The sequence below is a fragment of the Pseudomonas sp. KH_021 genome (assembly GCF_057838865.1).
The window spans coordinates 3,057,246-3,078,821 of the sequence record NZ_CM174477.1; the positions used below are offsets into that span (position 1 = coordinate 3,057,246).

The following is a 21,576-nucleotide window of genomic DNA, read 5'->3' on the forward strand; positions in this document are numbered from 1 at the left end:
TGCTGTTCCTTTTGTTAATTAGTGTGCAGAACTTAGCCTGTTCAGATGATCAATGGCGGTGTAGAACTTTTTGCGATCATGGCTGGCGATAACCACCAGGCCGATTTTGTCATCATTGGTGTGTGGCCTGCCCAACGGTGGATTGGCCTCGCCCATGACCAGCCTGATAATATCCACTTCCTGTAAGTAATCCTTGAGAAGCTCCGTATCCAGCGGGTCATAAAAAAGATGAGAGCCGGCGAATTCGTAACGTACCGGTTGTTCGGAAGTAGTTGTTTCGACTGCACAGCTATGGAATTGCAATGTTTCCCTGAACAGATTGACGCCTGTTGTCAGTTCAACCAGCAGACCGATGTAATCGCCACCGACCCGGTTGTTGATCTCTATCAGATGGAACTGTCCATCCGCGACGGTCACCTCAATATGGCAGGGACCGTGTTTATGGTTGATGGCAGTTAATAAGCGCTCGCAATAACGACTCAGTTGCTTGAGCGTGTCGCTGTCGAGATTGTCCGGCGAGATGATGTGCTGCTCTTCGGCGAGGGATGTTTGGTACAGCTGTTTGTTGGTGACGGCGAGGACACGGTGTTGCGAATCGATGGTCAGTGTTTCGACGCTGACTTCCCGACCGCTCAGAAACTCTTCCGCCAGCATGACGAAATTTTCCTGAGGCAGTCCTTCCAGCGTACTGTGCAGGGACGCAGCGTCTTTAATGATGAAGACGTTTTCGCTCCCGGAGCCCTTTGGGTCTTTCAGGACGATTGCGCCTGTATGGCGGCTGAAAAAACGTTCGACGTCGGCGCGTGTTCTGCAGGTTTCGCTATAGACGGCGAATTCGGTGGTTTCAAGCTTGGTGCGCATCAAGGCCTTGTCGATGCACATTTCACAGGTGTCGAAGTCCATGCCAGCAATCGCATAACGTTGGCTGGCGCGTGCCGCTGGCAGCAACCCGTCTTCGGTGAATGAAAAAATGAAATCAACGGGTTGGGTTATTAGGATCTCATCCATTTTGTCGAGAACGGTGGTTTCGGAGAAATCACTGATAAGGTGAATCTTGTCGGTCAGTGCTGTGAGGTTGGGGCCAACCGAGTCAGGTAGTTGCAATACGGTGAAATCAAAACCCAAGCCACCATAGTGCATGAAGGTTTCATCATGCCCACCGATCATCACGATATTCTTCATAATATGCCTTCAATAGACCGCTCGATCACTAAGGCTCGAGCGTGCAGGAAATGGTGGTTAATACCTGTTAATGGTGCGTAAGTTACTCGATGTGTCGATGTTGATTCATTTTGGAAAATAAGGCACGCGTTTCGGAAATGGAAACGAACGGCGCATAGGTACGCGCATAACTAAAAGTTTTGCCTTAGATTTTTTCGTTATATCGAACGATCGTCAACCCGCGAGGGACTGGCTCGTACCGAGGACGTAATGATATCTATCGCTGGAACGGTGTTGAGCGGAAACTGATAATGCACGGAGTGCTTTAGAGGAAAAGCTAAGCGGAAGAGTAGACGTATTTATAGCTGCGGTATGAAACATGCTAATCCCTTGAGTTTATGATTTTATTGATTGCAACGAGTACGATCCTTGCTCGTGCCCAATACTTTCATTGCTGTTTCTGGATGTCAATGCCGGAAACAAATTGACAAGCTTGTTACTAAGAGGGTGTAGATAAAATAAACTAAGCTCACCATTCCTACTGTTTGGACAGCCTTGAAGTCATGTCCCGAACCGGACGCCCGCCCGCGATTGCCTCAGAGCAGTACCCAATGCTAGTCAAGCTTGCACAAGCCCATCCCTTCTCCAGCCAAGCTGAATTGGCGGATGCATTCCACGCTGAAACAGGTATCACCGCTCATCCCGCCACGTTTGCAAAAGCCTTGAAGCTGGCGGGGATTACACGCATGGCGCAGCGCGCCAAGGGCAGCTTTGTGTCACCCGAACCTCGCAAGTCCTATGGCTACAACGAAACGCATCGACGCCAGCTGCCAGAACAACGATATCCCAGTTGCTTGACTGATGCTGAATGGGCACTGGTCGCTGATCTGTTTGAAACCCAGGGCGGTCGTGGTGTGCCACCGCGTCATTCTCGACGGACGCTGCTCGACGCCTGCTGCTATGTAGTACGCACCGGGTGCTCATGGCGCATGTTGCCTCGCGAATTTCCTCACTGGGACAATGTCTACAAGACCTTCCGCCGGTGGAGTACACAGGGCAAATTTGAGCAGATGCATGATCGCTTGCGCGCGCAATGGCGGGACAGAGAAGATCGCGATGACGCCCGTCAGCGGCTACCTTGGATTCCCAATCGACTCGCAGTTCCCCTCAAGGCGGGGACAGTGGTTTCTACGCAGGTAAGAAAGTAAAGGGCCGCAAGCGAAGTCTGATAGTCAATACGCTGGGTCTGCTTTTGGCGGTGAGTATCAGCGCAGCAAGTGTGCAGGATCGCGACGCAGTGGATGACTCCGTGGCTTACTCGAAGGAAAAATACCCCTCATTGAATACGCTCTTCGTCGACAGTGCATACGCGGGGAAATGGGCTCAACGCATGTATCAAACGCACGCGGTCAACGTTCAAGTAATCCGGGGGCCAAACAATAGAAGAACGGGGCAATGGCACTCAGAGCAAGGCGATCTGTTTACTGTAGCTCCTGCACCTGCCGGCTTCGTAGTTATGCCCAAGAGGTGGGTTGTTGAGCGGACTCATGCTTGGAATGAGAGGGCTCGGCGGCTAATCATGCACCACGATCGACTGCTCGCCGTGAGTGAAGCGTGGGTGTGGCTGGCAGAGGCGCGCATACTAGCGCGTCAACTCATGACTTGATTTTGTCTACACCCTCCTAGGCTCTGTATGAAATGTGTTTGAGCGAAGGTTAGGCAAGGCGAAAACACATTACATACAGAACCTAGGTCCCTATACCTGGCGCGATCCGACTTGTGGAGGGTTGTTACAGTCCTTGGCTAACCCCGAAGGAGTTGGTCCATGACCTCCAGGCAATGCCGAAGCCCTGGCGATACATCACCCACTCTCCGGCTGATGATGATCGGCGAAGTGGCATTGGCATCGAGCAGCGGTGTGTAGCCGATATCCGCCCGGTGCAGCACCTGTACCGAGGCCGGCACCAAGGTAATGCCGATGCCTGCCGCCACCAGCCCAATGGCGGTCTGCAGTTCATTGGTCCACTGCGCCACCTTGATGCTCAGGCCGTGGGCGTCAAACAGCGCGATCACATGGTCGGCATAACTGGGGCGTGGGTTGCCGGGGTAAAGCACGAAGGGCTCATCCGCCAGGTCCGCTAGCGTGACGGGCCCCTTGAGCAGTGGGTGTCCAGTCGGCAGGACGGCGACCAGGCGGTCTTCGGTCAACACCCGTTGTTCGATGGCTGCATCGTCAATGCGAATCCGCCCGAAACCCACATCGATTCGCCCAGCCTTCAAGGCCTGGACTTGTTGCAGGGTGGTCAGTTCCGAAAGCCCCAGTTCAAGTTCCAGAGTGCTGTCATGGCGCAGATGACGGATCAGGTCAGGCAATACCCCATATAAGGTCGAGGGAGCAAAGCCGATCCCCAGCCAGGTTTTTTCACCCAGGCCTATGCGTCGAGTGTTGTCGCACACCTTATTGAGCTGTTCGAGCAGGGCGCTGGAGTGTTCATGGAAAAAACGCCCAGCTTCGGTCAGGCGCAAGGGCCGCGAACGCTCCAGCAGGTTGACACCCAATTCATCCTCCAACTGCTGGATCTGCCGGCTCAGCGGCGGCTGGGCGATGTGCAGGCGTTCGGCGGCGCGGGTGAAATTGAGGGTTTGGGCCAACACCTGAAAATACCGCAGGTGACGTAGCTCCATGATGATCTCCACAGTTGAAACGATACTCTGTAGGTATCGTGCCAGACCAAATCAATATTGGCACCTGAAAACAACCCGTTTCAGAATCGGTTCCAGAATTTCAAGAACCTGACGGGTATCGACATGCTTGCTAGCGCCATTCAATCCATCGAGACGATCATCGTCGATCTGCCAACCATTCGCCCGCACAAGTTGGCGATGCACACCATGCAGAACCAGACCCTGGTCATCATTCGCGTGCGCAGCGCCGATGGCATCGAGGGGGTGGGTGAGTCCACGACCATCGGTGGCCTGAGCTATGGCAATGAGAGCCCCGATAGCATCAAGACCAATATCGACCGTCACTTCGCACCGCTGTTGATCGGCCAGGACGGCGCCAATATCAATGCCGCCATGCTGCGCCTGGACAAGGTCATCAAGGGCAACACTTTTGCCAAGTCCGGTATCGAGAGCGCCTTGCTCGATGCCCAGGGCAAGCGCCTGGGCCTGCCGGTCAGTGAGCTGCTGGGCGGCCGGGTGCGCGACAGCCTGCCGGTGGCCTGGACCCTGGCCAGTGGCGATACCGCCAAAGACATCGCCGAAGCCGAAAAAATGCTCGACCTGCGCCGCCATCGCATCTTCAAGCTGAAGATCGGTGCCGGTGAAGTCGACCGCGACTTGGCCCACGTGATCGCCATCAAGAAAGCCATGGGTGATCGTGCGAGCGTACGCGTCGATGTCAACCAGGCCTGGGACGAAGCGGTGGCCCTGCGTGCCTGCCGAATCCTGGGTGAAAACGGTATCGACCTGATCGAACAACCGATTTCGCGCAATAACATCTCGGGCATGGTGCGTTTGAACGCCAGCAGCCCTGCGCCGATCATGGCCGACGAATCCATCGAATGCGTGGAAGACGCGTTCAACCTGGCTCGCGTCGGCGCAGCCTCTATCTTCGCCCTGAAAATCGCCAAGAACGGTGGCCCCCGCGCCGTGCTGCGCACAGCAGCGATTGCCGAGGCAGCCGGTATCGGCCTGTACGGTGGCACTATGCTTGAAGGCGGCATTGGCACCCTGGCCTCGGCCCAGGCCTTTGTCACCCTCAATAAGCTGACCTGGGATACCGAGCTGTTCGGCCCATTGCTGCTCACCGAAGACATCCTGCAAGAGCCGCTGCAATACAGCGACTTCCACTTGCATGTGCCCAAGGGCCCAGGCCTGGGCGTGAACCTTGACGAAGAGCGCCTGGCGTTCTTCCGTCGCGACAAATCCACACTTTGTGTCTCTCAAGCTTAAGGAGCGCACCATGCTGTTCCACGTCAAAATGACTGTAAACCTGCCCGTCGACATGGAGCCTTCGCGCGCCGCGAAGCTTAAGGCTGATGAAAAGGAACTCGCCCAGTCGCTGCAGCGCTCGGGCAAATGGCGCCACCTGTGGCGTATCGCTGGGCTTTATGCCAACTACAGCGTGTTCGATGTGGACAGCGTGCAGGAGCTGCATGACCTGCTGATGCAATTGCCGCTGTATCCGTATATGGCGATCGAAGTGAATGCCCTGTGCCGGCATCCGTCTTCGATCCATGAGGATGACCGCTAAGCCTTTGTGTCTTGCCTGCACGCTTATAAATACAAGATGAGGATTGCCTGATGAACGTTAAAATCTCCCACACTGCCGAAGCTCAAGACTTCCTCGAGGAAGCGAGTGGCCTGAAGAACGATGCCGGTAATCCACGCACCAAAGCGCTGATCCACCGCATTATGCGCGACACCGTCAGCATCATCGAAGACCTGCAGGTCACCCCGGAAGAGTTCTGGAAAGCGGTCAACTACCTGAACGTGCTGGGCGCACGCCAGGAAGCCGGCCTGCTCGCCGCAGGCCTGGGCCTTGAGCACTACCTGGACATGCTGATGGACGCAGAGGACGAAGAGGCCGGCAAGACCGGTGGCACGCCGCGCACCATCGAAGGCCCGCTGTACGTCGCCGGCGCGCCGCTGTCGAACGTTGAAGCACGACTGGACGACGGCACCGACCCTGCCTGCACGCTGTTCATGAAAGGCCGAGTGACCAATGTCCACGGCGAGCCACTGGCTGGCGCCGTTGTCGATGTCTGGCAGGCCAACACCGCCGGTACTTACTCCTATTTCGACCCGTCGCAGTCCGAGTTCAACCTGCGTCGCCGTATCGTCACCGATGCCGATGGCAACTACCGCTTCCGCAGCATCGTGCCGTCGGGCTATGGTTGCCCACCGGATGGTCCGACCCAGCAACTGCTGGACGAGCTGGGCCGCCACGGCCAGCGCCCGGCGCATATCCACTTCTTCATCTCCGCGCCGGACCATCGTCACCTGACCACCCAGATCAACCTGGCGGGCGAAAAGTACCTGTACGACGATTTCGCCTACGCCACTCGCGACGAGCTGATTGCCCACATTACCTTCAGCGAAGACCAGGAAAAGGCCAAGGCCTACGGTGTAGAGGGGCGCTTTGCCGAAATCGACTTCGATTTCACCCTGCAACCCTCGCCTGAGCCTGTCGAGCAGCAGCGCCGGGAGCGAGTTCGCGCACTGGAAGACTGATACAGCGCTGTAACGGCACAGGCCGCAAGACAATACCTTTTGTCTTGCGGCCTTCCGTGTTTGTACCAGGGGTCACATAATGGCTACACGTGATTAGCCCCCTACATAACAACAACGAGAGTGATCGGATATGGAAGCGCGACTACTGAGTGAGCGCAGCCTGGTGTTTGCACAGGCCGACCCCTATGCGGTGTCCGGCTATGTGAATCAGCACGTCGGCAACCATTGCATTCGCCTGCCCAAGTCCGGGACCCTGCAGGCGCAACTCAACCACCGCAAGTTCGCGAGTCTGGACCTGTGCCGGATCAGCTACGGCGGCGGTGTACGCGTGACCTCCCCAGCATTGGAAACCATCTATCACCTGCAAGTATTGCTGCGTGGCCACTGCCTGTGGCGCGGGCATGGCCAGGAAGAACACTACTTCACGCCCGGCGAACTGCTGCTGATCAACCCGGACGACCCGGTTGACCTGACCTATTCCGACGACTGCGAAAAATTCATCATCAAGCTGCCGACCAACGTGATCGAGTCCGTGTGCCAGGAGCAACGCTGGCTGCACCCCGGCCCAAGCGTGCGGTTTATGGAAAACCGCTATCAGCTGGGCGCTCTGGAAGGTTTTGTCAATCTGCTCGCCATGGTCTGCGAGGAGGCCGAGGCCATCGACAGCCTGCCCAGGATCCAGGAGCATTACAGCCAGATCATCGCCAGCAAGATGCTCAGCCTGATGAAAACCAATATCTGTCGCGAAGGCCTGGGCACTCAGGCGGCCACCTTCGAGCGGATCGCTGATTACATCGAGCGCAACCTCAAGCAGGACATTTGCAGTGAAGAGCTGGCGCGCCAGGCGCAAATGAGCCTGCGCTCGTTGTACGGCCTGTTCGAGCGCAACGCCGGCACCACGCCCAAGCATTACATTCGCCAGAAAAAGCTGGAGCGGGTCAACGCCTGCTTGAGCGACCCCAGCTGCACCGTGCGCAACGTCACGGAGCTGGCCATGGACTATGGCTTCCTGCACTTGGGCAGATTTTCCGAAAATTACCGCAATCAGTTCGGCGAATTACCGTCGGACACCCTCAAGCGCCGTCATTGACTCCTTCACCTCTGCGATGAAATCGACGCGGTTTACCTGGACCACCGAGGTGTCCTTATCGCGAGCAAGCTCTGCTCCTACCTCGGGCGGTGGTGTACGCACCGGTAGGAGCCAGGCTTGCCTGCGATGAAGTCGACGCGGTTTATCTGAAGCACCGAAGTGGCCACCCTTTGCACAAATCGGATAGCACTCTGCATTAAGCGGATATTGGCGCACTGCGCGCCCGCCTAGCATGAGGCCTTGCCTGATAAAAACAAACGGAGGCCCCGGCCATGAACCTGGGAGTCGATTACCTTAATGCCCTGTTGGAAGAAGATCGTGAAAAAGGCGTCTTTCGCTGCAAGCGCGAGATGTTCACCGATCCTCGTCTGTTCGACCTTGAGATGAAGCACATTTTCGAGGGCAACTGGTTGTACCTTGCCCACGAAAGCCAAATCCCCGAGAAGAACGACTACATCACCCTGCAGATGGGCCGTCAGCCAATTTTCATCGCGCGCAACAAGGACGGTGTACTCAACGCCTTCCTCAATGCCTGCAGCCATCGCGGTGCGATGCTGTGCCGCCACAAGCGTGGCAACCGCTCGTCTTACACCTGCCCATTCCATGGCTGGACTTTCAACAACTCCGGCAAATTGCTCAAGGTCAAAGACCCTGCTGAAGCCGGCTATCCGTCCAGCTTCAACTGCGAAGGCTCCCACGACCTGACCAAGGTGGCGCGCTTTGAGTCCTACCGCGGTTTCCTGTTCGGCAGCCTGAACGCCGATGTACCGCCATTGGAAGAACATCTGGGCGAGTCGGCAAAAATCATCGACATGATCGTCGACCAGTCCCCCGATGGCCTGGAAGTCTTGCGCGGCGCCTCCTCGTATATCTACGAAGGCAACTGGAAGCTGACTGCCGAGAACGGCGCCGACGGCTACCACGTCAGCTCCGTGCACTGGAACTACGCCGCCACCCAGAACCAGCGCAAGCAGCGCGAGGCCGGTGACAGCAACCCAACCATGAGCGCCGGTAGCTGGGCCAAGCAAGGCGGTGGTTTCTACTCCTTCGACAAAGGTCACATGCTGCTCTGGACCCGTTGGGCCAACCCTGAGGATCGCCCTCTGTACGAGCGCCGCGACGAACTGGCCCGCGACTTCGGCCAGGCCCGCGCCGACTGGATGATCGGCAACTCGCGCAACCTGTGCCTGTACCCCAACGTCTACCTGATGGACCAGTTCAGCTCGCAGATCCGCATTGCCCGGCCGATTTCGGTCAACCAGACCGAGATCACCATCTATTGCATCGCGCCCAAGGGCGAGAGCGATGAGGCCCGTTCGCGCCGTATCCGCCAGTATGAAGACTTCTTCAACGTCAGCGGCATGGCCACCCCGGACGACCTGGAAGAGTTCCGCTCCTGCCAGATGGGTTACCAGGGCAGCACCACGATGTGGAACGACATGTCCCGTGGCGCCGAACACTGGATCGAAGGCGCCGATGAGGCGGCTCAACAAATCGAGCTCAAGCCACTGCTGAGCGGTGTTCGCACCGAAGACGAAGGCCTGTTCGTGCTGCAACACAAGTTTTGGCAAGAAACCATGCTCAAGGCGTTGGCCGCCGAGCAGTCGAACCTGATTGCGAAGGAGGGCGGGCAATGAGCGCTTCCTATGAAACCGTGCGTGACTTCCTCTACCGCGAAGCGCGCCTGCTGGACGACAAACAGTGGGATGAATGGCTGGAGCTGTACGCGGCCGACGCCACCTTCTGGATGCCGTCCTGGGACGATGACGACGAGTTGACCACCGACCCGCAGCGGGAAATCTCGCTGATCTGGTACGGCAGCCGTGAAGGCCTGGAAGACCGGGTGTTCCGCATCAAGACCGAGCGCTCCAGTGCCAGCATCCCGGACACCCGTACCTCGCACAATCTGAGCAACATCGAGATCATCGAGCAGGGCGACGGCGTTTGCCAGGTGCGTTTCAACTGGCACACCTTGAGCTTTCGCTACAAGACCGTGGACAGCTATTTCGGCACCAGTTTCTACACCCTTGATGTGCATGGCGAGCAGCCTCTGATCAAGGCCAAGAAAGTCATCCTGAAGAACGACTACGTTCGCCAGGTGATCGATATCTACCAGATCTGAGGTGGCTGCCATGACTTACAAGATCGCACTCAATTTCGAAGACGGCGTTACTCGGTTTATCGACAGCAACCCGAGCGAAACGGTGGCCGACGCCGCGTATCGCCAGGGTATCAACATCCCCCTGGACTGTCGTGACGGCGCTTGCGGCACCTGCAAGTGCTTCGCCGAGGCCGGCCGCTATGACATGGGTCAGGAATACATCGAAGACGCGCTGACCGAAGACGAAGCCGCCCAAGGCTACGTGCTGACTTGCCAGATGCGCGCTGAAAGCGACTGCGTCGTGCGAGTGCCGGCCTCTTCGGACGTCTGCCGTACCCAGCAGGCGAGCTTCAGCGGTGAGATCACAGCTGTCGAGCAATTGTCCGACAGCACCATCGCCCTGAAGATCAAGGGCGAAGCCCTGAGTAAATTGGCATTTTTGCCGGGCCAGTACGTCAACCTGCAGGTACCCGGCAGTGACCAGACGCGCGCCTACTCCTTCAGCTCACTGCAGCGCGATGGCGAAGTCAGCTTTCTGATTCGCAACGTCCCAGGCGGCCTGATGAGCAGTTTCCTGACTGGGCTGGCCAAGGCCGGCGACAGCATGAGCCTGGCCGGGCCATTGGGCAGCTTCTACCTGCGTGAGATCCGCCGGCCGCTGCTGTTGTTGGCTGGCGGTACAGGGCTTGCGCCGTTCACGGCGATGCTGGAAAAAATCGCCGAGCAGGGCAGCCCGCATCCATTGCACCTGATCTACGGCGTCACCAATGACCTGGACCTGGTGGAAATGGACCGCCTGCAGACGCTGGCCGCAACCATTCCCAACTTCACCTTCAGTGCCTGCGTCGCCAACCCCGACAGCCAGCATCCGCGCAAGGGTTACGTGACCCAGCACATTGAGCCGGCGCACCTGAACGATGGCGATGTGGACGTCTACCTGTGCGGCCCACCGCCGATGGTCGAAGCCGTCAGCCAGTACATCCGTGAACAGGGCATTACGCCGGCCAATTTCTACTTCGAGAAATTCGCCGCCAGCGCGGCCTGAGCCTCAAAGGAGTTGTCCATGAACCGATTCAACGACAAGGTCGCGCTGGTTACCGGCGCGGCCCAGGGTATCGGCCGCCGTGTCGCCGAGCGCTTGCTTGAAGAAGGCGCGAAGGTGGTGGCCGTCGACCGTTCGGACCTGGTGTTTGAACTGCAGGGCTTTGAAAACGTTTTATGCCTGACGGCCGACCTAGAGCAGTACGGCGACTGCGAGCGCGTGATGGCCGCAGCTGTCGAGCGATATGGCCGCCTGGATATCCTGGTCAACAACGTGGGCGGCACCATCTGGGCCAAGCCGTTCGAGCATTATCAGCCTGATCAGATCGAGGCTGAGGTGCGTCGCTCACTGTTCCCGACCCTGTGGTGCTGCCATGCGGCGCTGCCGTATATGTTGGAGCAGGGGCGTGGCGCGATCGTCAACGTTTCCTCGATTGCGACGCGCAGCCTGAACCGCGTGCCCTACGGTGCAGCCAAGGGTGGCGTGAATGCACTGACGGCCTGCCTGGCATTTGAAAACGCCGGTCGTGGTGTGCGGGTCAATGCCACGGCGCCCGGTGGCACCGAGGCACCGCCACGGCGCATTCCGCGCAACAACGCCGAGCAGAGTGCCGAGGAGCAGGTCTGGTATCAACAGATCGTCGATCAGACCCTCGACAGCAGTCTGATGAAGCGCTACGGCACCATTGATGAACAGGTCGGAGCGATCCTGTTCCTGGCCTCGGATGAGGCTTCCTATATCACGGGCGTCACCCTACCCATTGGTGGAGGTGACCTCGGTTAACCCAAAGGGCCTGAGCGATCAGGCCCTTTTTGCTGTGTGCGATTACTTAAAAAAACAACAAGAGTCGAATGCCATGCGAAAAATCGATATCAATGGCCTGATCGATCAGGCGCGCTTCAATTCCTTTCACTGGCGAGTACTGTTCTGGTGCGCGCTGATCATTATCTTCGACGGCTATGACCTAGTGATCTACGGCGTGGTACTGCCTGTGCTCATGAAGGAGTGGGGGCTGACCCCCTTGCAGGCTGGCGCCCTGGGCAGCTATGCGCTGTTTGGCATGATGTTCGGGGCCTTGCTGCTGGGCTCGTTATCGGACCGGATCGGACGCAAGAAGGTGATTGCCATCTGCGTGATTCTCTTCAGCGGTTTCACCGTGCTCAATGGCTTTGCCCGCACGCCAACCGAGTTCGGTATCTGTCGCTTTATCGCAGGCCTGGGGATCGGTGGGGTAATGCCCAACGTGGTCGCTTTGATGAGCGAGTACGCACCGAAGAAAATCCGCAGCACCCTGGTGGCGATCATGTTCAGCGGCTATTCGGTGGGCGGAATGCTCTCGGCGGGGCTTGGGATCGTGTTGCTGCCAAGCTTTGGCTGGCAATCGGTGTTCTATGTGGCGGTGATTCCATTGCTGCTGTTGCCACTGATCATGCGTTGGCTGCCAGAGTCGGTAGGGTTCATGGTGCGTCAGGGCCGCAACGAAGAAGCTCGTCACGTGCTGCAGCGCATCGAGCCGAGCTATGTGCCACAGGCTGGCGATGAGCTGTCGATGGCCTCCCTCAAACCTGCCGGTGCTCCCTTGATGCAGCTGTTCCGCGAAGGGCGGGCGATCAGTACGGTGATGCTTTGGGTCGCGTTTTTCTGCTGCCTGTTGATGGTCTATGCCCTCAACTCCTGGCTGCCGAAATTGATGGCCAGTGCGGGCTACGGCTTGGGTTCGAGCTTGAGCTTTCTGCTGGTGCTGAACTTCGGCGCGATTTTCGGTGCGGTCGGCGGCGGCTGGATCGGTGACCGCTTGAAGCTGCAGAAGGTGCTGGTGGTGTTCTTCGTGGTGGCCGCCATTTCCATCAGCCTACTCGGCTTCAAGAGCCCGACCGGCGTACTGTACGGGCTGATTGCGGTCGCTGGGGCAACCACCATTGGTACCCAGATCCTGGCTTATGCCTGTGTAGCGCAGTTCTATCCAATGTCTATCCGCTCCACCGGCCTTGGCTGGGCCTCGGGCGTGGGGCGCAGCGGTGCGATTGTCGGGCCGATCCTGGGTGGCGCACTGGTGGGCATCCAACTGCCGCTGCACTTGAACTTTATGGCATTTGCCGTCCCCGGTGTCATTGCCGCCCTGGCGATGTGCCTCGTGTATCAGCGTCAGGCCAAAGCGCCTGTGCTGTCCGCTGAGGCCAGCCCGGCACCTTGATTCGGGTTTGTCTGAGCGCGGTGGCGGTGCCCTGGAGGTAGGGCACAGCCACCGCTCATCTTTTGGAATACTCATGAAAAATCTACTGAAGGACTTCTCGGTGTCGGCCGCGGTTGCCGGCTTTATCGCCACGCTCATTTCCTACGCCGGGCCGTTGGTGATCATCTTCCAGGCCGCCAAGGCCGCGCACTTGCCCGACGAGGTGTTGTCCTCGTGGGTATGGGCGATCTCGATTGGTAGCGGTGTGCTCGGCATTGTGCTGAGCCTGCGCTACAAAGTGCCCATCATCATTGCCTGGTCCGCACCGGGTTCAGCCTTGCTGGTGGCTCTATTGCCCGGCATCAGCCTAAACGAGGCGGTCGGCGCTTTTCTGCTGGCCAACCTGATCATCCTGCTGGTGGGGCTGTGCGGCATTTTCGATCGCATCGTTGGCAAACTGCCCGCCGCCATTTCCGCTGCCATGCTGGCGGGCATCCTGTTTAGTTTTGGTACGCAGCTGTTTGTGTCGGTGAAGGACAAACCGATGATGGTGCTGGCGATGTTTGCCACCTACCTGCTGTGCAAACGGCTGATACCGCGTTACGCCGTCATGGCGGTACTGATCGTTGGTAGCGTGATTGCGTTGCTGACCGGGGACATGAACACCGGTGCGCTGGTGATTGGCCTGGCAACACCGGTCTGGATCAGTCCTGAATTGAGCTGGCACGCAGCACTCAATATCGCCTTGCCGTTGGTGATGGTCTCGCTGACCGGCCAGTTTGTGCCCGGTATTGCTGTACTGCGCAACGCCGGTTACAGCACGCCAGCCAGCCCGATCATCAGCAGCAGTGCGCTGGTCAGCATGCTGTTGGCCCCCTTTGGTTGCCACGGTTTGAACCTGGCGGCAATTACGGCGGCGATCTGTACGGGTCGCGAATCCCATGAAGACAGTCGCAAGCGCTATGTAGCCGGTATTGCGGGTGGGGTTTTCTATCTGGTGCTGGGCGTCTTCGGTGCGACGCTGGTTTCGATTTTCACAGCTTTTCCCCATCAATTGATCGCAGCCCTTGCAGGTTTGGCGCTGTTCGCGGCCATTGCCGGCGCACTGGCGGGCTCCATGGCGGTGCCGGATGACCGTGAGGCGGCGTTGATTACCTTTTTGGTGACGGCCTCGGGCATGTCGTTCCTGGGGCTGTCGGCGGCTTTTTGGGGGCTGATATTTGGCCTTGTTGCCCATGGGGTGTTGACGTTCAAGCGAAGCCGAGCGGGTGTATCGGCCGCGCAAACCGCACGCTTCTGAGGGCGTACCGAAAGTCGATTTGATACTGTGGTACGTACTACAAAATTACGTACCATTTATGGCTATAAATTAACCAAAAAATCATCTTTTTATAGCACTCGATAATGCTGAATTATCAAAGACCATCTGCTTTTTAAGCGTTAGAATGCCGCCCAACAGTACAAAAGCAGGGGGCATAGGTGAGTGCTGAAATCGAGCGGTACCTACAGGCCGGGACGCGGGAGAACACGCGGCGCAGCTATAAGTCCGCGATAGATCACTTCGAAACGCACTGGGGCGGGTTTCTGCCGGCTACCAGTGAGAGCGTGGTGCGCTATCTGGTGGCCTATGCGGATGCGCTGTCGCAGAACACCTTGCGACTACGCTTGGCGGCGCTGTCCCAATGGCATGTGAGCCAAGGCTTCCCGGACCCGACCAAGGCGCCGATGGTCAAGCAGGTAATGAAGGGAATTCGCACGCTGCACCCGCAGCAGGCGAAGCAGGCCGAACCGCTGCAGCTGGTGAGCCTGGCGCAATGTGTCGGCTGGCTGGAGCAGCAAGCGGCGCAGGCACGCGAGCAGGGGCAGGACGGTCGCATGCTCAAGTGCCTGCGTGATCGAGCGCTGGTGCTGATCGGATTCTGGCGTGCGTTCCGAAGTGATGAGCTGTGCCGATTGAGCATCGACCACATCCAGGCTCGCAGGGGGGAGGGCATGCAACTGTTCCTGCCTTGGAGCAAAGGCGATCGAGAAAACGCCGGCACCACCTATAAAGCGCCTGCGCTTGAACGGTTGTGCCCGGTGGACGCTTACCTGGACTGGATCGCTGTGGCGGGCTTGGCCAGAGGCCCGGTGTTTCGCGGCATTGATCGCTGGGGCCACATTGGCGAGACAGCGCTGCACCCTTACAGCGTCGCGCCAATCCTGCGCGAAGCGCTGGCCGGGGCAGGCGTTGAGAGTGAGCACTACAGCAGCCACTCGCTGCGTCGTGGTTTTGCCAACTGGGCCAGTGGTAGCGGCTGGGACCAGAAAACACTGATGAGCTATGTGGGCTGGAAGGATGCCAACTCCGCGCTGCGCTATGTGGATGCGCAGACACGGTTTGTCTTGTAGGAGCCAGCCTCGCCGGAGTGCCGGACCACTGCGATGGCCATAGGTATCTACACATCTTTTGGCGTACTGCTACGAATGTAGCCGCTGACGAGGTACGAGGCTGCGATCGGCAGCGAAGCGGCCGTAAAACCTGAGACCATAATCCATCAGGCACACCGAAGGGCCTGAATTTACGACGGCTTCGCCGCCGATCGCAGCCTCGTACCTCGGCAGCGGCTACAAGAGCCGCGCTGCCCCAGAGTTGTGTAGATACCTATGCTGCGATGGCCACACCGCGGTGCATCAGGCAGACCGCGGTGCGTTCATCACGGTGGTCCGGCATTCCGGTAAGCTGGAGCGCCGATCCGCCGGTTCCAGACGATCTGGAAGCGCGCCGGACATTATCACTCTTGACGGCTACTCAATTCCAAAAATGCGTATATAGCCACTATCCAAATCACGCCAACAATCAAAATTGCTGACTTTATTTTCAACAGCCGTTTGAGATGAGGAGGAAAATTCTTTATGTCTTCCGGATCGAGTTCGCCTGCACGAATACAGGGTCGAGGCATCATCACCATTCCTGCAATTTTGGTGACCAGTATCAGCCGGCCAAACAACCCTCGATTCTGTAGTGCTAAGCCAGATGCAACGATATGGCGACTGTTTTTCAACGCTTCCATCAAGTCACTTAGGTACCGGCGACTGAGGTAGACGCTAAATATAAAGTTCACAAGAGCCAAGGGAATTGGTGCACCCGCGAACGCGATGATGGCCCAAGGATTCCAATTGCTCATCACGGCTGTTCAACCTCATGTAGCGACTCGCCGATGATTTCCCCTGCACGGCCTCCTACCGTTGAGCCGCCCCAGGCCCCAGCCCCTACAATCGCCGCGACGCAAATTCTGCCTGCGGTAGGGCTCCGAATCCCGAGTGCTGCGCAAATTGTACGACTTGCCCAATATGCCGCTTCACCACCTATGTATCCGGCTGCTGCTGAGCCTACAAACTTACTTCCCTCGGTGAATTTGATCTTTCTGCACTCTGCTTCTGTACCTGTACTGCAAACCTCCTGAATCGCCAGCAGTGACGAAGCTCCTCCTATCCCAATCGCGATGTAACCACCCGTCTGCATGTATTTCATGGCACGAGTCATCGAGTCCACATGTTGGGTATACCCCGGTATCTGTCCCGGTGCTCCAGCCTTATCCCAATGGTGAACAAGGCTGCGGCTGGAGATACCGAGCGCCGACTTCAATTTTTGGTGGCCGCCAAAACTCGTGCGATCCCTCAAGCTTTTGGAGTTGAGCAGATGGGCGTCCAACCGAGTCAGCAGCGTTTTGCGTTCCGCGAAAAACTCCGCAGACTTCAAGTGGCCGTGTTGGCGATAGCTGTTCTGGTGCAGGTTTTCGATGTCTTGCAGGGTCTTGCGCAAATCGGTCAGGTGCTTTCCAGTACCACCGCTGTGATGCCCAACCAAGTCGAGGCTTGCCCTGTGAAGGTGACGATTTCAGCGCCATAGCGGTACATGAAGTCAGCTTCTTCCGGGGTCAGCGGCTCCAGGGCTTTTTTGACCTGTTCGGCCGCCTGCATCAGTTGCGCTTCCTGAGCGGTGCAGAACTTGTTGTTTGGGTCGCTGAGCACCAGCAGGGTGCCGGCCTTCACCACAGGGTCGAGGTTCGGGTTGAGCCTGGAAAACATCCACACCCATTTATCCGGGTCTTCTTCGAACAAGTCATCGTAGAAGTCTTTTAAGGGCAAGCTCTGGGGCAGGACGTAGAAGCCGGCTTCAGCTGCTGGCTCCGGCGCAGGCTCATAAAATTCACGCTCGGGAAAGGGACGGGGGACTGCGGGGGTAACCATGTTCGGCCGAGCCGGCGTGCACACGCGAGGCATGGGGCTGTACAGGCGCTCGTCGTCTAGCCAGTGGGGTTTTCGATCAGTCATGGGGCCCGGTTCCTTTTGGCGGAAACGGCGAAGGCTAGCAAGTCCGGGTGGGTGGTAGAGGTGCATGGGCTAAAAAGAGAAATGTCCTACATTGGTTCGCGATCACGACTGAGCGCAGATTCCGACGTGACAGATGTGAAGCGGCCCACGGATTACCCCCATCTTGCACCTCATCGTCGCGCACGATAGGCTAGCGAGGTCGCTGCCAATTCAGTGACCGGTTTTGACAGACCGAATCCTCCAGACGCATGGCGTCCAGTACTCGAACAGCGGGCGCTTTTTTTACGCCTGTTGCTCGTGCAATGGCGGCTGTGCGTGGGGCACCTCGTGTGCGCCGGGACCTGGAGCCCGGTCTGTCAACCCGCGTACAGCTGCCACCCAACTTGTTTGACAGCAGGACGTGGCAGCTCCATTTCTCCAGGAGCGTCACAACGATGAAGATCGTTCCAGATCCACCACCCTACCTTTTCGGTACAGTTCTCCAGACCGCCCAGATAGCGTTCAGCTCCTGCGGCCACTCCCATGAACCCCTCTTCGACACCTGCGCCGGCATCATTGCCGAAGATGCGTTGATCCATATCGAACGTCATCTCCAATCGGCCTGTGAAGCCGCCTATCGCATCTACACGATTACACCTCAGGTTGATACCGGCCTGCATTGGTCGACGGTATGGGCTGTCAATGCAGCTAAAGCGTTGGTGGAGGCCCTGCTTAGTGGCGCCGATGATGTGGTGCTGCCGCCCAGGGACGCGCAAGGTTTGTTTGTGCCAGGCACGATCCGTAAAACCGCTGAAAAGCCATTTGGCCATTTCGGTGTCTGTGACTTGGCGATGTTCAACGTCAGGGCAGGGGTGATGGCCGAAGATGCGCTGGTGCATGTCTCGCTGTATTTGCAGGCAGCCTACGCCACGGCGGATGAGGTGTGTCGCATGACTGCGATGGCTGATCGGGGTCTGCATTGGGCAGAGCTGCATGCCATTGAAACTGCCAGCGCGTTGGTGGAAGCGTTGCTGGAAGGTGCGGAGGCTGGTTGATCGTAGGCGTTCGCCGGCCGCCTCCGGCGTTGCCGGATTGCCAATGTAGGAGCCAGCCTCGGCTGCGATGGCCACACCGCGGTGCATCAGACAAACCGCGGTACGGTCATCGTGGCATAGGTATCTACACAATTCTGGGGCAGCGCGGCTCTTGTAGCCGCTGCCGAGGTACGAGGCTGCGATCGGCGGCGAAGCCGTCGTAAATTCAGGCCCTTCGGTGTGCCTGATGGATTACGGTCTCAGGTTTTACGGCCGCTTCGCTGCCGATCGCAGCCTCGTACCTCGTCAGCGGCTACATTCGTAGCAGTAGACGAGTTCAGCGAGGCCAGGTCCGGGGACGTAGTCCTCGCAAAGCCTGTACTCGCGGTGTATCTGAATACTGAAGTGCCAGGTTTTACGACTGCTGCGCAGCCGGACGTGGCCTCGTTCTACTCGTCCACTGCTACGAAATGCAGTACACCAAAAGATGTGTAGATACCTATGGTCATCGTGGTGGTCCGGCATTCATGCAGACCGCGTTGCCTGCATCGCGAGCAAGCTCTGCTCCTACAACCTTTCACAAAACATTCATCAAATGGTTACTCCAGTCACTTGTGCGAGTCATAGGGCTGACATGCCCAGTGCCTAAAGTCGGTTGAACTCAAATACGGCCATGGATGGCTGTTCAACCAGACAGAGAAGCCCATGAACGCAGCTATCCATGTCGATCAACTGAACAAGACCTTTGCGCGTAAGACGGCACTGGTCGACCTCGACCTGACCATCGCGGCCGGCGAGATGGTCGCGCTGATCGGCGCGTCCGGCTCCGGCAAATCCACCTTGCTGCGCCACCTCGCCGGCCTGGCCTGCTGCGATCGCAACAACGGCGGTAGCGTCAAGGTACTGGGTCGGGAAGTGCAGGCGTCAGGCCGACTCAATGGCAAGGTTCGGCGCTTGCGCGCCGATATCGGCTATATCTTCCAGCAGTTCAACCTGGTCAATCGCCTTAGTGTGCTGGACAACGTGTTGCTCGGTTGCCTGGGGCGCGTGCCGCGCTGGCGTGGCAATCTGGGCCTGTTCAAACCGGAAGAAAAACAGTTTGCCCTGGAGTCCCTGGACCGCGTCGGCCTGGCCGATCTGGCGGCACAGCGGGCCTCGACCCTGTCCGGTGGCCAGCAGCAGCGCGTGGCGATTGCCCGGGCCCTGACCCAGCGTGCCGAGGTGATTCTGGCGGATGAGCCGATTGCCTCCCTGGACCCGGAGTCGGCGCGCAAGGTCATGGAAATCCTCGCCGACATCAATCGCCGCGATGGCAAGACCGTGGTGGTGACCCTGCATCAAGTCGACTACGCCATGCGGTATTGCCCGCGTGCCGTGGCGCTCAAGGGCGGGCGGATTCATTTCGACGGCTCCGGTGCCCAACTGAGCAGCCAATTCCTCAACGATTTGTACGGTGCCGACATCGACACCCGCCTCATGTGCTCCGAACAGACCCACGTCACCGAGCCCGCCCCCAGGCTGGTGCTGGCCCGCGCGTGAACACCTTCTTATTCCAATCGCAGGAAACCCTTGAATGTTGAACCGTATCGGTCGCGTTTTTGCTGGCGCAGCATTGCTCGCCACGTGCGTACTGGGCACTGCCCAAGCTGAAGAGAAAGCCATCAATTTCGGCATCATGTCCACCGAGTCATCGCAGAACCTCAAGAGCATCTGGCAACCGTTCCTGGACGACATGCAGAAAAAAACCGGCCTGAAGATCAACGCTACCTTCGCCTCGGACTATGCCGGCCTGATTCAGGGCATGCGCTTCAACAAGGTCGACGTAGCCTGGCTCGGTAACAAGGCCGCCATCGAGGCGGTGGACCGCTCCAATGGCGAGATTTTCGCTCAGACCGCTGCTGCCAGTGGCGCCGTTGGCTACTGGAGCCTGTTGATCGTGCGCAAGGACAGCCCGATCAATTCCGTTGACGACATGCTGAAAAACGCCAAGAACCTGACCTTCGGCAACGGCGATCCGAACTCCACATCAGGCTACCTGGTGCCGGGCTACTACGTGTTCGCCAAGAACAACGTCGATGCCGCCACGGCGTTCAAGCGCACCCTCAACTCCAGCCATGAGGTCAACGCTTTAAGCGTGGCCAAGGGGCAGTTGGACGTGGCGACTTTCAATACCGAAAGCTGGGATCGCCTGGAAGTCACTCAGCCTGATAAAGCCGCGCTGCTCAAGGTGATCTGGAAATCGCCATTGATCCCCGCCGATCCGCTGGTGTGGAGCAAAAGCCTGAGCGACAGCGAGAAAGCAAAGATTCGCAATTTCATCTTCAGCTATGGCGACACCGAGTCCGAGAAAGCCGTGCTTAAAGGCATGCAACTGGGCAAGTTCTTGAAGTCGAGCGACGACCAGTTGTTGCCGATCCGTCAGCTTGAGCTGTTCAAGCAGCGCACCACGATCAGCACCGATACCAAGCTTACGGCTGCGGACAAAGCCAAGCGCCTGGCCGAGATCGATGCGCAGCTTGCCAAGCTGCAAGAGCGTATCAGCGTGTTGGAGCAATCCAACACCGAGAAGAGTGCGGCCCACGCCGGTTGACCCAAGGCGCGGCGCACTCACGCCGCGCCTCTTTGTTAGAGAGAAACCAATGACCACTCTGCACGCTGAAGCTGTCGGCAAGCGTACCTGGCCGCAATACGCCGGTTGGGGCCTGTTCCTGGTGCTGCTGGCCTGGGCCTGGCACGGCGCTGAAATGAACCCGATGGCGCTGTACCGCGATTCTGGAAACATGGCGACCTTCGCCGCGGACTTCTTCCCGCCGGACTTCCATGACTGGCGCGCCTACCTCAAGGAAATGATCGTCACGGTGCAAATCGCCCTCTGGGGCACGGTACTGGCGATTGTCTGTTCGGTACCGCTGGGCATTCTCTGCTCGGAAAACATTACGCCCTGGTGGATTCACCAACCGCTACGCCGGGTGATGGACGCTTTCCGCTCGATCAACGAAATGGTGTTCGCCATGTTGTTCGTGGTGGCGGTCGGGCTGGGGCCGTTTGCCGGCGTATTGGCGCTGTGGATCAGCACCACCGGCGTTCTTGCCAAGCTGTTCGCCGAAGCGGTCGAGGCGATTGATCCGGGCCCGGTCGAAGGGGTTCGCGCCACCGGTGCCAGCGCCTTGCAAGAAGTGATCTACGGCGTGATTCCACAAGTGATGCCGCTGTGGGTGTCCTACGCGCTCTACCGCTTCGAGGCCAATGTGCGTTCGGCCACCGTGGTGGGGATGGTCGGTGCTGGCGGGATCGGGGTGATTCTCTGGGAGAACATCCGTGCCTTTCAGTTCGTGCAGACCTGCGCTGTGCTGCTGGTGATCATCGTCGTCGTCAGCTCGATCGACATTCTGTCGCAACGCCTGCGCAAGCAATTCATCTGATTTTCGGAGGGGTGCCTGC

Annotated in this window: 20 protein-coding genes and 1 pseudogene; 16 read left to right on the top strand and 5 right to left on the bottom strand. The window is 58.2% G+C overall.

Annotation, left to right across the window (positions count from 1 at the left end):
- Positions 1-18: 18 nt before the first annotated feature.
- The gene (locus AC3IX4_RS14165) at positions 19-1,182 is read right to left on the bottom strand and encodes an ATP-grasp domain-containing protein (RefSeq protein WP_489261124.1); all 1,164 of its coding nucleotides are present in this window, start codon (positions 1,180-1,182) and stop codon (positions 19-21) included.
- Between the two features lie 542 nt (positions 1,183-1,724).
- Here AC3IX4_RS14165 and AC3IX4_RS14170 point away from each other — a divergent pair.
- Positions 1,725-2,827 (top strand): annotated as a pseudogene (locus AC3IX4_RS14170) (IS5 family transposase).
- A gap of 137 nt (positions 2,828-2,964) precedes the next feature.
- Here the strand turns inward: AC3IX4_RS14170 and AC3IX4_RS14175 are convergent.
- Complete coding sequence (locus tag AC3IX4_RS14175; protein WP_489261125.1) at positions 2,965-3,846, bottom strand: LysR family transcriptional regulator; 882 nt, start codon at positions 3,844-3,846, stop codon at positions 2,965-2,967.
- Positions 3,847-3,969: 123 nt separating this feature from the next.
- Here AC3IX4_RS14175 and AC3IX4_RS14180 point away from each other — a divergent pair, with 123 nt between their 5' ends.
- From AC3IX4_RS14180 to AC3IX4_RS14230, 11 genes are all read left to right on the top strand, one after another.
- On the top strand, positions 3,970-5,118 hold the full coding sequence (locus AC3IX4_RS14180; protein WP_489261126.1) for a muconate cycloisomerase family protein: 1,149 nt from the start codon (positions 3,970-3,972) through the stop codon (positions 5,116-5,118).
- A gap of 10 nt (positions 5,119-5,128) precedes the next feature.
- Positions 5,129-5,419: a muconolactone Delta-isomerase gene (gene catC, locus AC3IX4_RS14185; RefSeq protein WP_166566990.1), complete on the top strand. Its 291-nt coding sequence runs from the start codon at positions 5,129-5,131 to the stop codon at positions 5,417-5,419.
- A 50-nt stretch (positions 5,420-5,469) separates the two neighbouring features.
- Positions 5,470-6,399, top strand: coding sequence for a catechol 1,2-dioxygenase (gene catA / locus AC3IX4_RS14190; RefSeq protein ID WP_489261127.1), 930 nt, complete (start codon positions 5,470-5,472; stop codon positions 6,397-6,399).
- Positions 6,400-6,529: 130 nt separating this feature from the next.
- Positions 6,530-7,489 carry an AraC family transcriptional regulator gene (locus AC3IX4_RS14195; RefSeq protein WP_489261128.1) on the top strand — a complete coding sequence of 320 codons (960 nt, stop codon included), beginning with the start codon at positions 6,530-6,532 and terminating at the stop codon, positions 7,487-7,489.
- A gap of 272 nt (positions 7,490-7,761) precedes the next feature.
- Positions 7,762-9,126 (top strand): benzoate 1,2-dioxygenase large subunit, encoded by a 1,365-nt coding sequence (gene benA / locus AC3IX4_RS14200; RefSeq protein ID WP_489261129.1) that lies wholly within the window; start codon positions 7,762-7,764, stop codon positions 9,124-9,126.
- Positions 9,123-9,611 carry a benzoate 1,2-dioxygenase small subunit gene (benB, locus tag AC3IX4_RS14205; RefSeq protein ID WP_489261130.1) on the top strand — a complete coding sequence of 163 codons (489 nt, stop codon included), beginning with the start codon at positions 9,123-9,125 and terminating at the stop codon, positions 9,609-9,611. Before benA ends, benB begins: the two co-directional genes overlap by 4 nt.
- A gap of 10 nt (positions 9,612-9,621) precedes the next feature.
- Complete coding sequence (gene benC, locus AC3IX4_RS14210; RefSeq protein WP_489261131.1) at positions 9,622-10,635, top strand: benzoate 1,2-dioxygenase electron transfer component BenC; 1,014 nt, start codon at positions 9,622-9,624, stop codon at positions 10,633-10,635.
- A gap of 18 nt (positions 10,636-10,653) precedes the next feature.
- On the top strand, positions 10,654-11,415 hold the full coding sequence (locus AC3IX4_RS14215) for a 1,6-dihydroxycyclohexa-2,4-diene-1-carboxylate dehydrogenase (protein WP_489261132.1): 762 nt from the start codon (positions 10,654-10,656) through the stop codon (positions 11,413-11,415).
- A gap of 73 nt (positions 11,416-11,488) precedes the next feature.
- Positions 11,489-12,826 (top strand): aromatic acid/H+ symport family MFS transporter, encoded by a 1,338-nt coding sequence (locus tag AC3IX4_RS14220; RefSeq protein ID WP_489261133.1) that lies wholly within the window; start codon positions 11,489-11,491, stop codon positions 12,824-12,826.
- Positions 12,827-12,899: 73 nt separating this feature from the next.
- The gene (locus AC3IX4_RS14225; RefSeq protein WP_489261134.1) at positions 12,900-14,105 is read left to right on the top strand and encodes a benzoate/H(+) symporter BenE family transporter; all 1,206 of its coding nucleotides are present in this window, start codon (positions 12,900-12,902) and stop codon (positions 14,103-14,105) included.
- Between the two features lie 179 nt (positions 14,106-14,284).
- On the top strand, positions 14,285-15,196 hold the full coding sequence (locus tag AC3IX4_RS14230) for a site-specific integrase (protein WP_489261135.1): 912 nt from the start codon (positions 14,285-14,287) through the stop codon (positions 15,194-15,196).
- A gap of 383 nt (positions 15,197-15,579) precedes the next feature.
- On the opposite strand, the gene AC3IX4_RS14235 is transcribed toward AC3IX4_RS14230, so the two are convergent.
- The 3 genes from AC3IX4_RS14235 to AC3IX4_RS14245 all read right to left on the bottom strand — a co-directional run bounded on the left by AC3IX4_RS14235 (position 15,580) and on the right by AC3IX4_RS14245 (position 17,122).
- A complete protein-coding gene (locus AC3IX4_RS14235) occupies positions 15,580-15,858 on the bottom strand; it encodes a hypothetical protein (protein ID WP_489261136.1) in 279 nt (92 codons plus the stop codon).
- 113 nt (positions 15,859-15,971) lie between these two features.
- Complete coding sequence (locus AC3IX4_RS14240) at positions 15,972-16,610, bottom strand: hypothetical protein (RefSeq protein ID WP_489261137.1); 639 nt, start codon at positions 16,608-16,610, stop codon at positions 15,972-15,974.
- A 5-nt stretch (positions 16,611-16,615) separates the two neighbouring features.
- Entirely contained in the window at positions 16,616-17,122 is a 507-nt protein-coding gene (locus tag AC3IX4_RS14245; RefSeq protein WP_489261138.1) for a hypothetical protein, read from the bottom strand.
- A 434-nt stretch (positions 17,123-17,556) separates the two neighbouring features.
- Here AC3IX4_RS14245 and AC3IX4_RS14250 point away from each other — a divergent pair, with 434 nt between their 5' ends.
- The 4 genes from AC3IX4_RS14250 (at position 17,557) to phnE (ending at position 21,557) form a co-directional block, all read left to right on the top strand.
- Entirely contained in the window at positions 17,557-18,156 is a 600-nt protein-coding gene (locus AC3IX4_RS14250; protein ID WP_489261139.1) for a hypothetical protein, read from the top strand.
- Between the two features lie 684 nt (positions 18,157-18,840).
- Positions 18,841-19,674 (top strand): phosphonate ABC transporter ATP-binding protein, encoded by an 834-nt coding sequence (gene phnC, locus AC3IX4_RS14255; protein ID WP_489261140.1) that lies wholly within the window; start codon positions 18,841-18,843, stop codon positions 19,672-19,674.
- A 34-nt stretch (positions 19,675-19,708) separates the two neighbouring features.
- Positions 19,709-20,725 carry a phosphonate ABC transporter substrate-binding protein gene (gene phnD / locus AC3IX4_RS14260; RefSeq protein ID WP_489261141.1) on the top strand — a complete coding sequence of 339 codons (1,017 nt, stop codon included), beginning with the start codon at positions 19,709-19,711 and terminating at the stop codon, positions 20,723-20,725.
- Between the two features lie 49 nt (positions 20,726-20,774).
- Positions 20,775-21,557 carry a phosphonate ABC transporter, permease protein PhnE gene (phnE, locus tag AC3IX4_RS14265; protein WP_489261142.1) on the top strand — a complete coding sequence of 261 codons (783 nt, stop codon included), beginning with the start codon at positions 20,775-20,777 and terminating at the stop codon, positions 21,555-21,557.
- Positions 21,558-21,576: the final 19 nt, after the last annotated feature.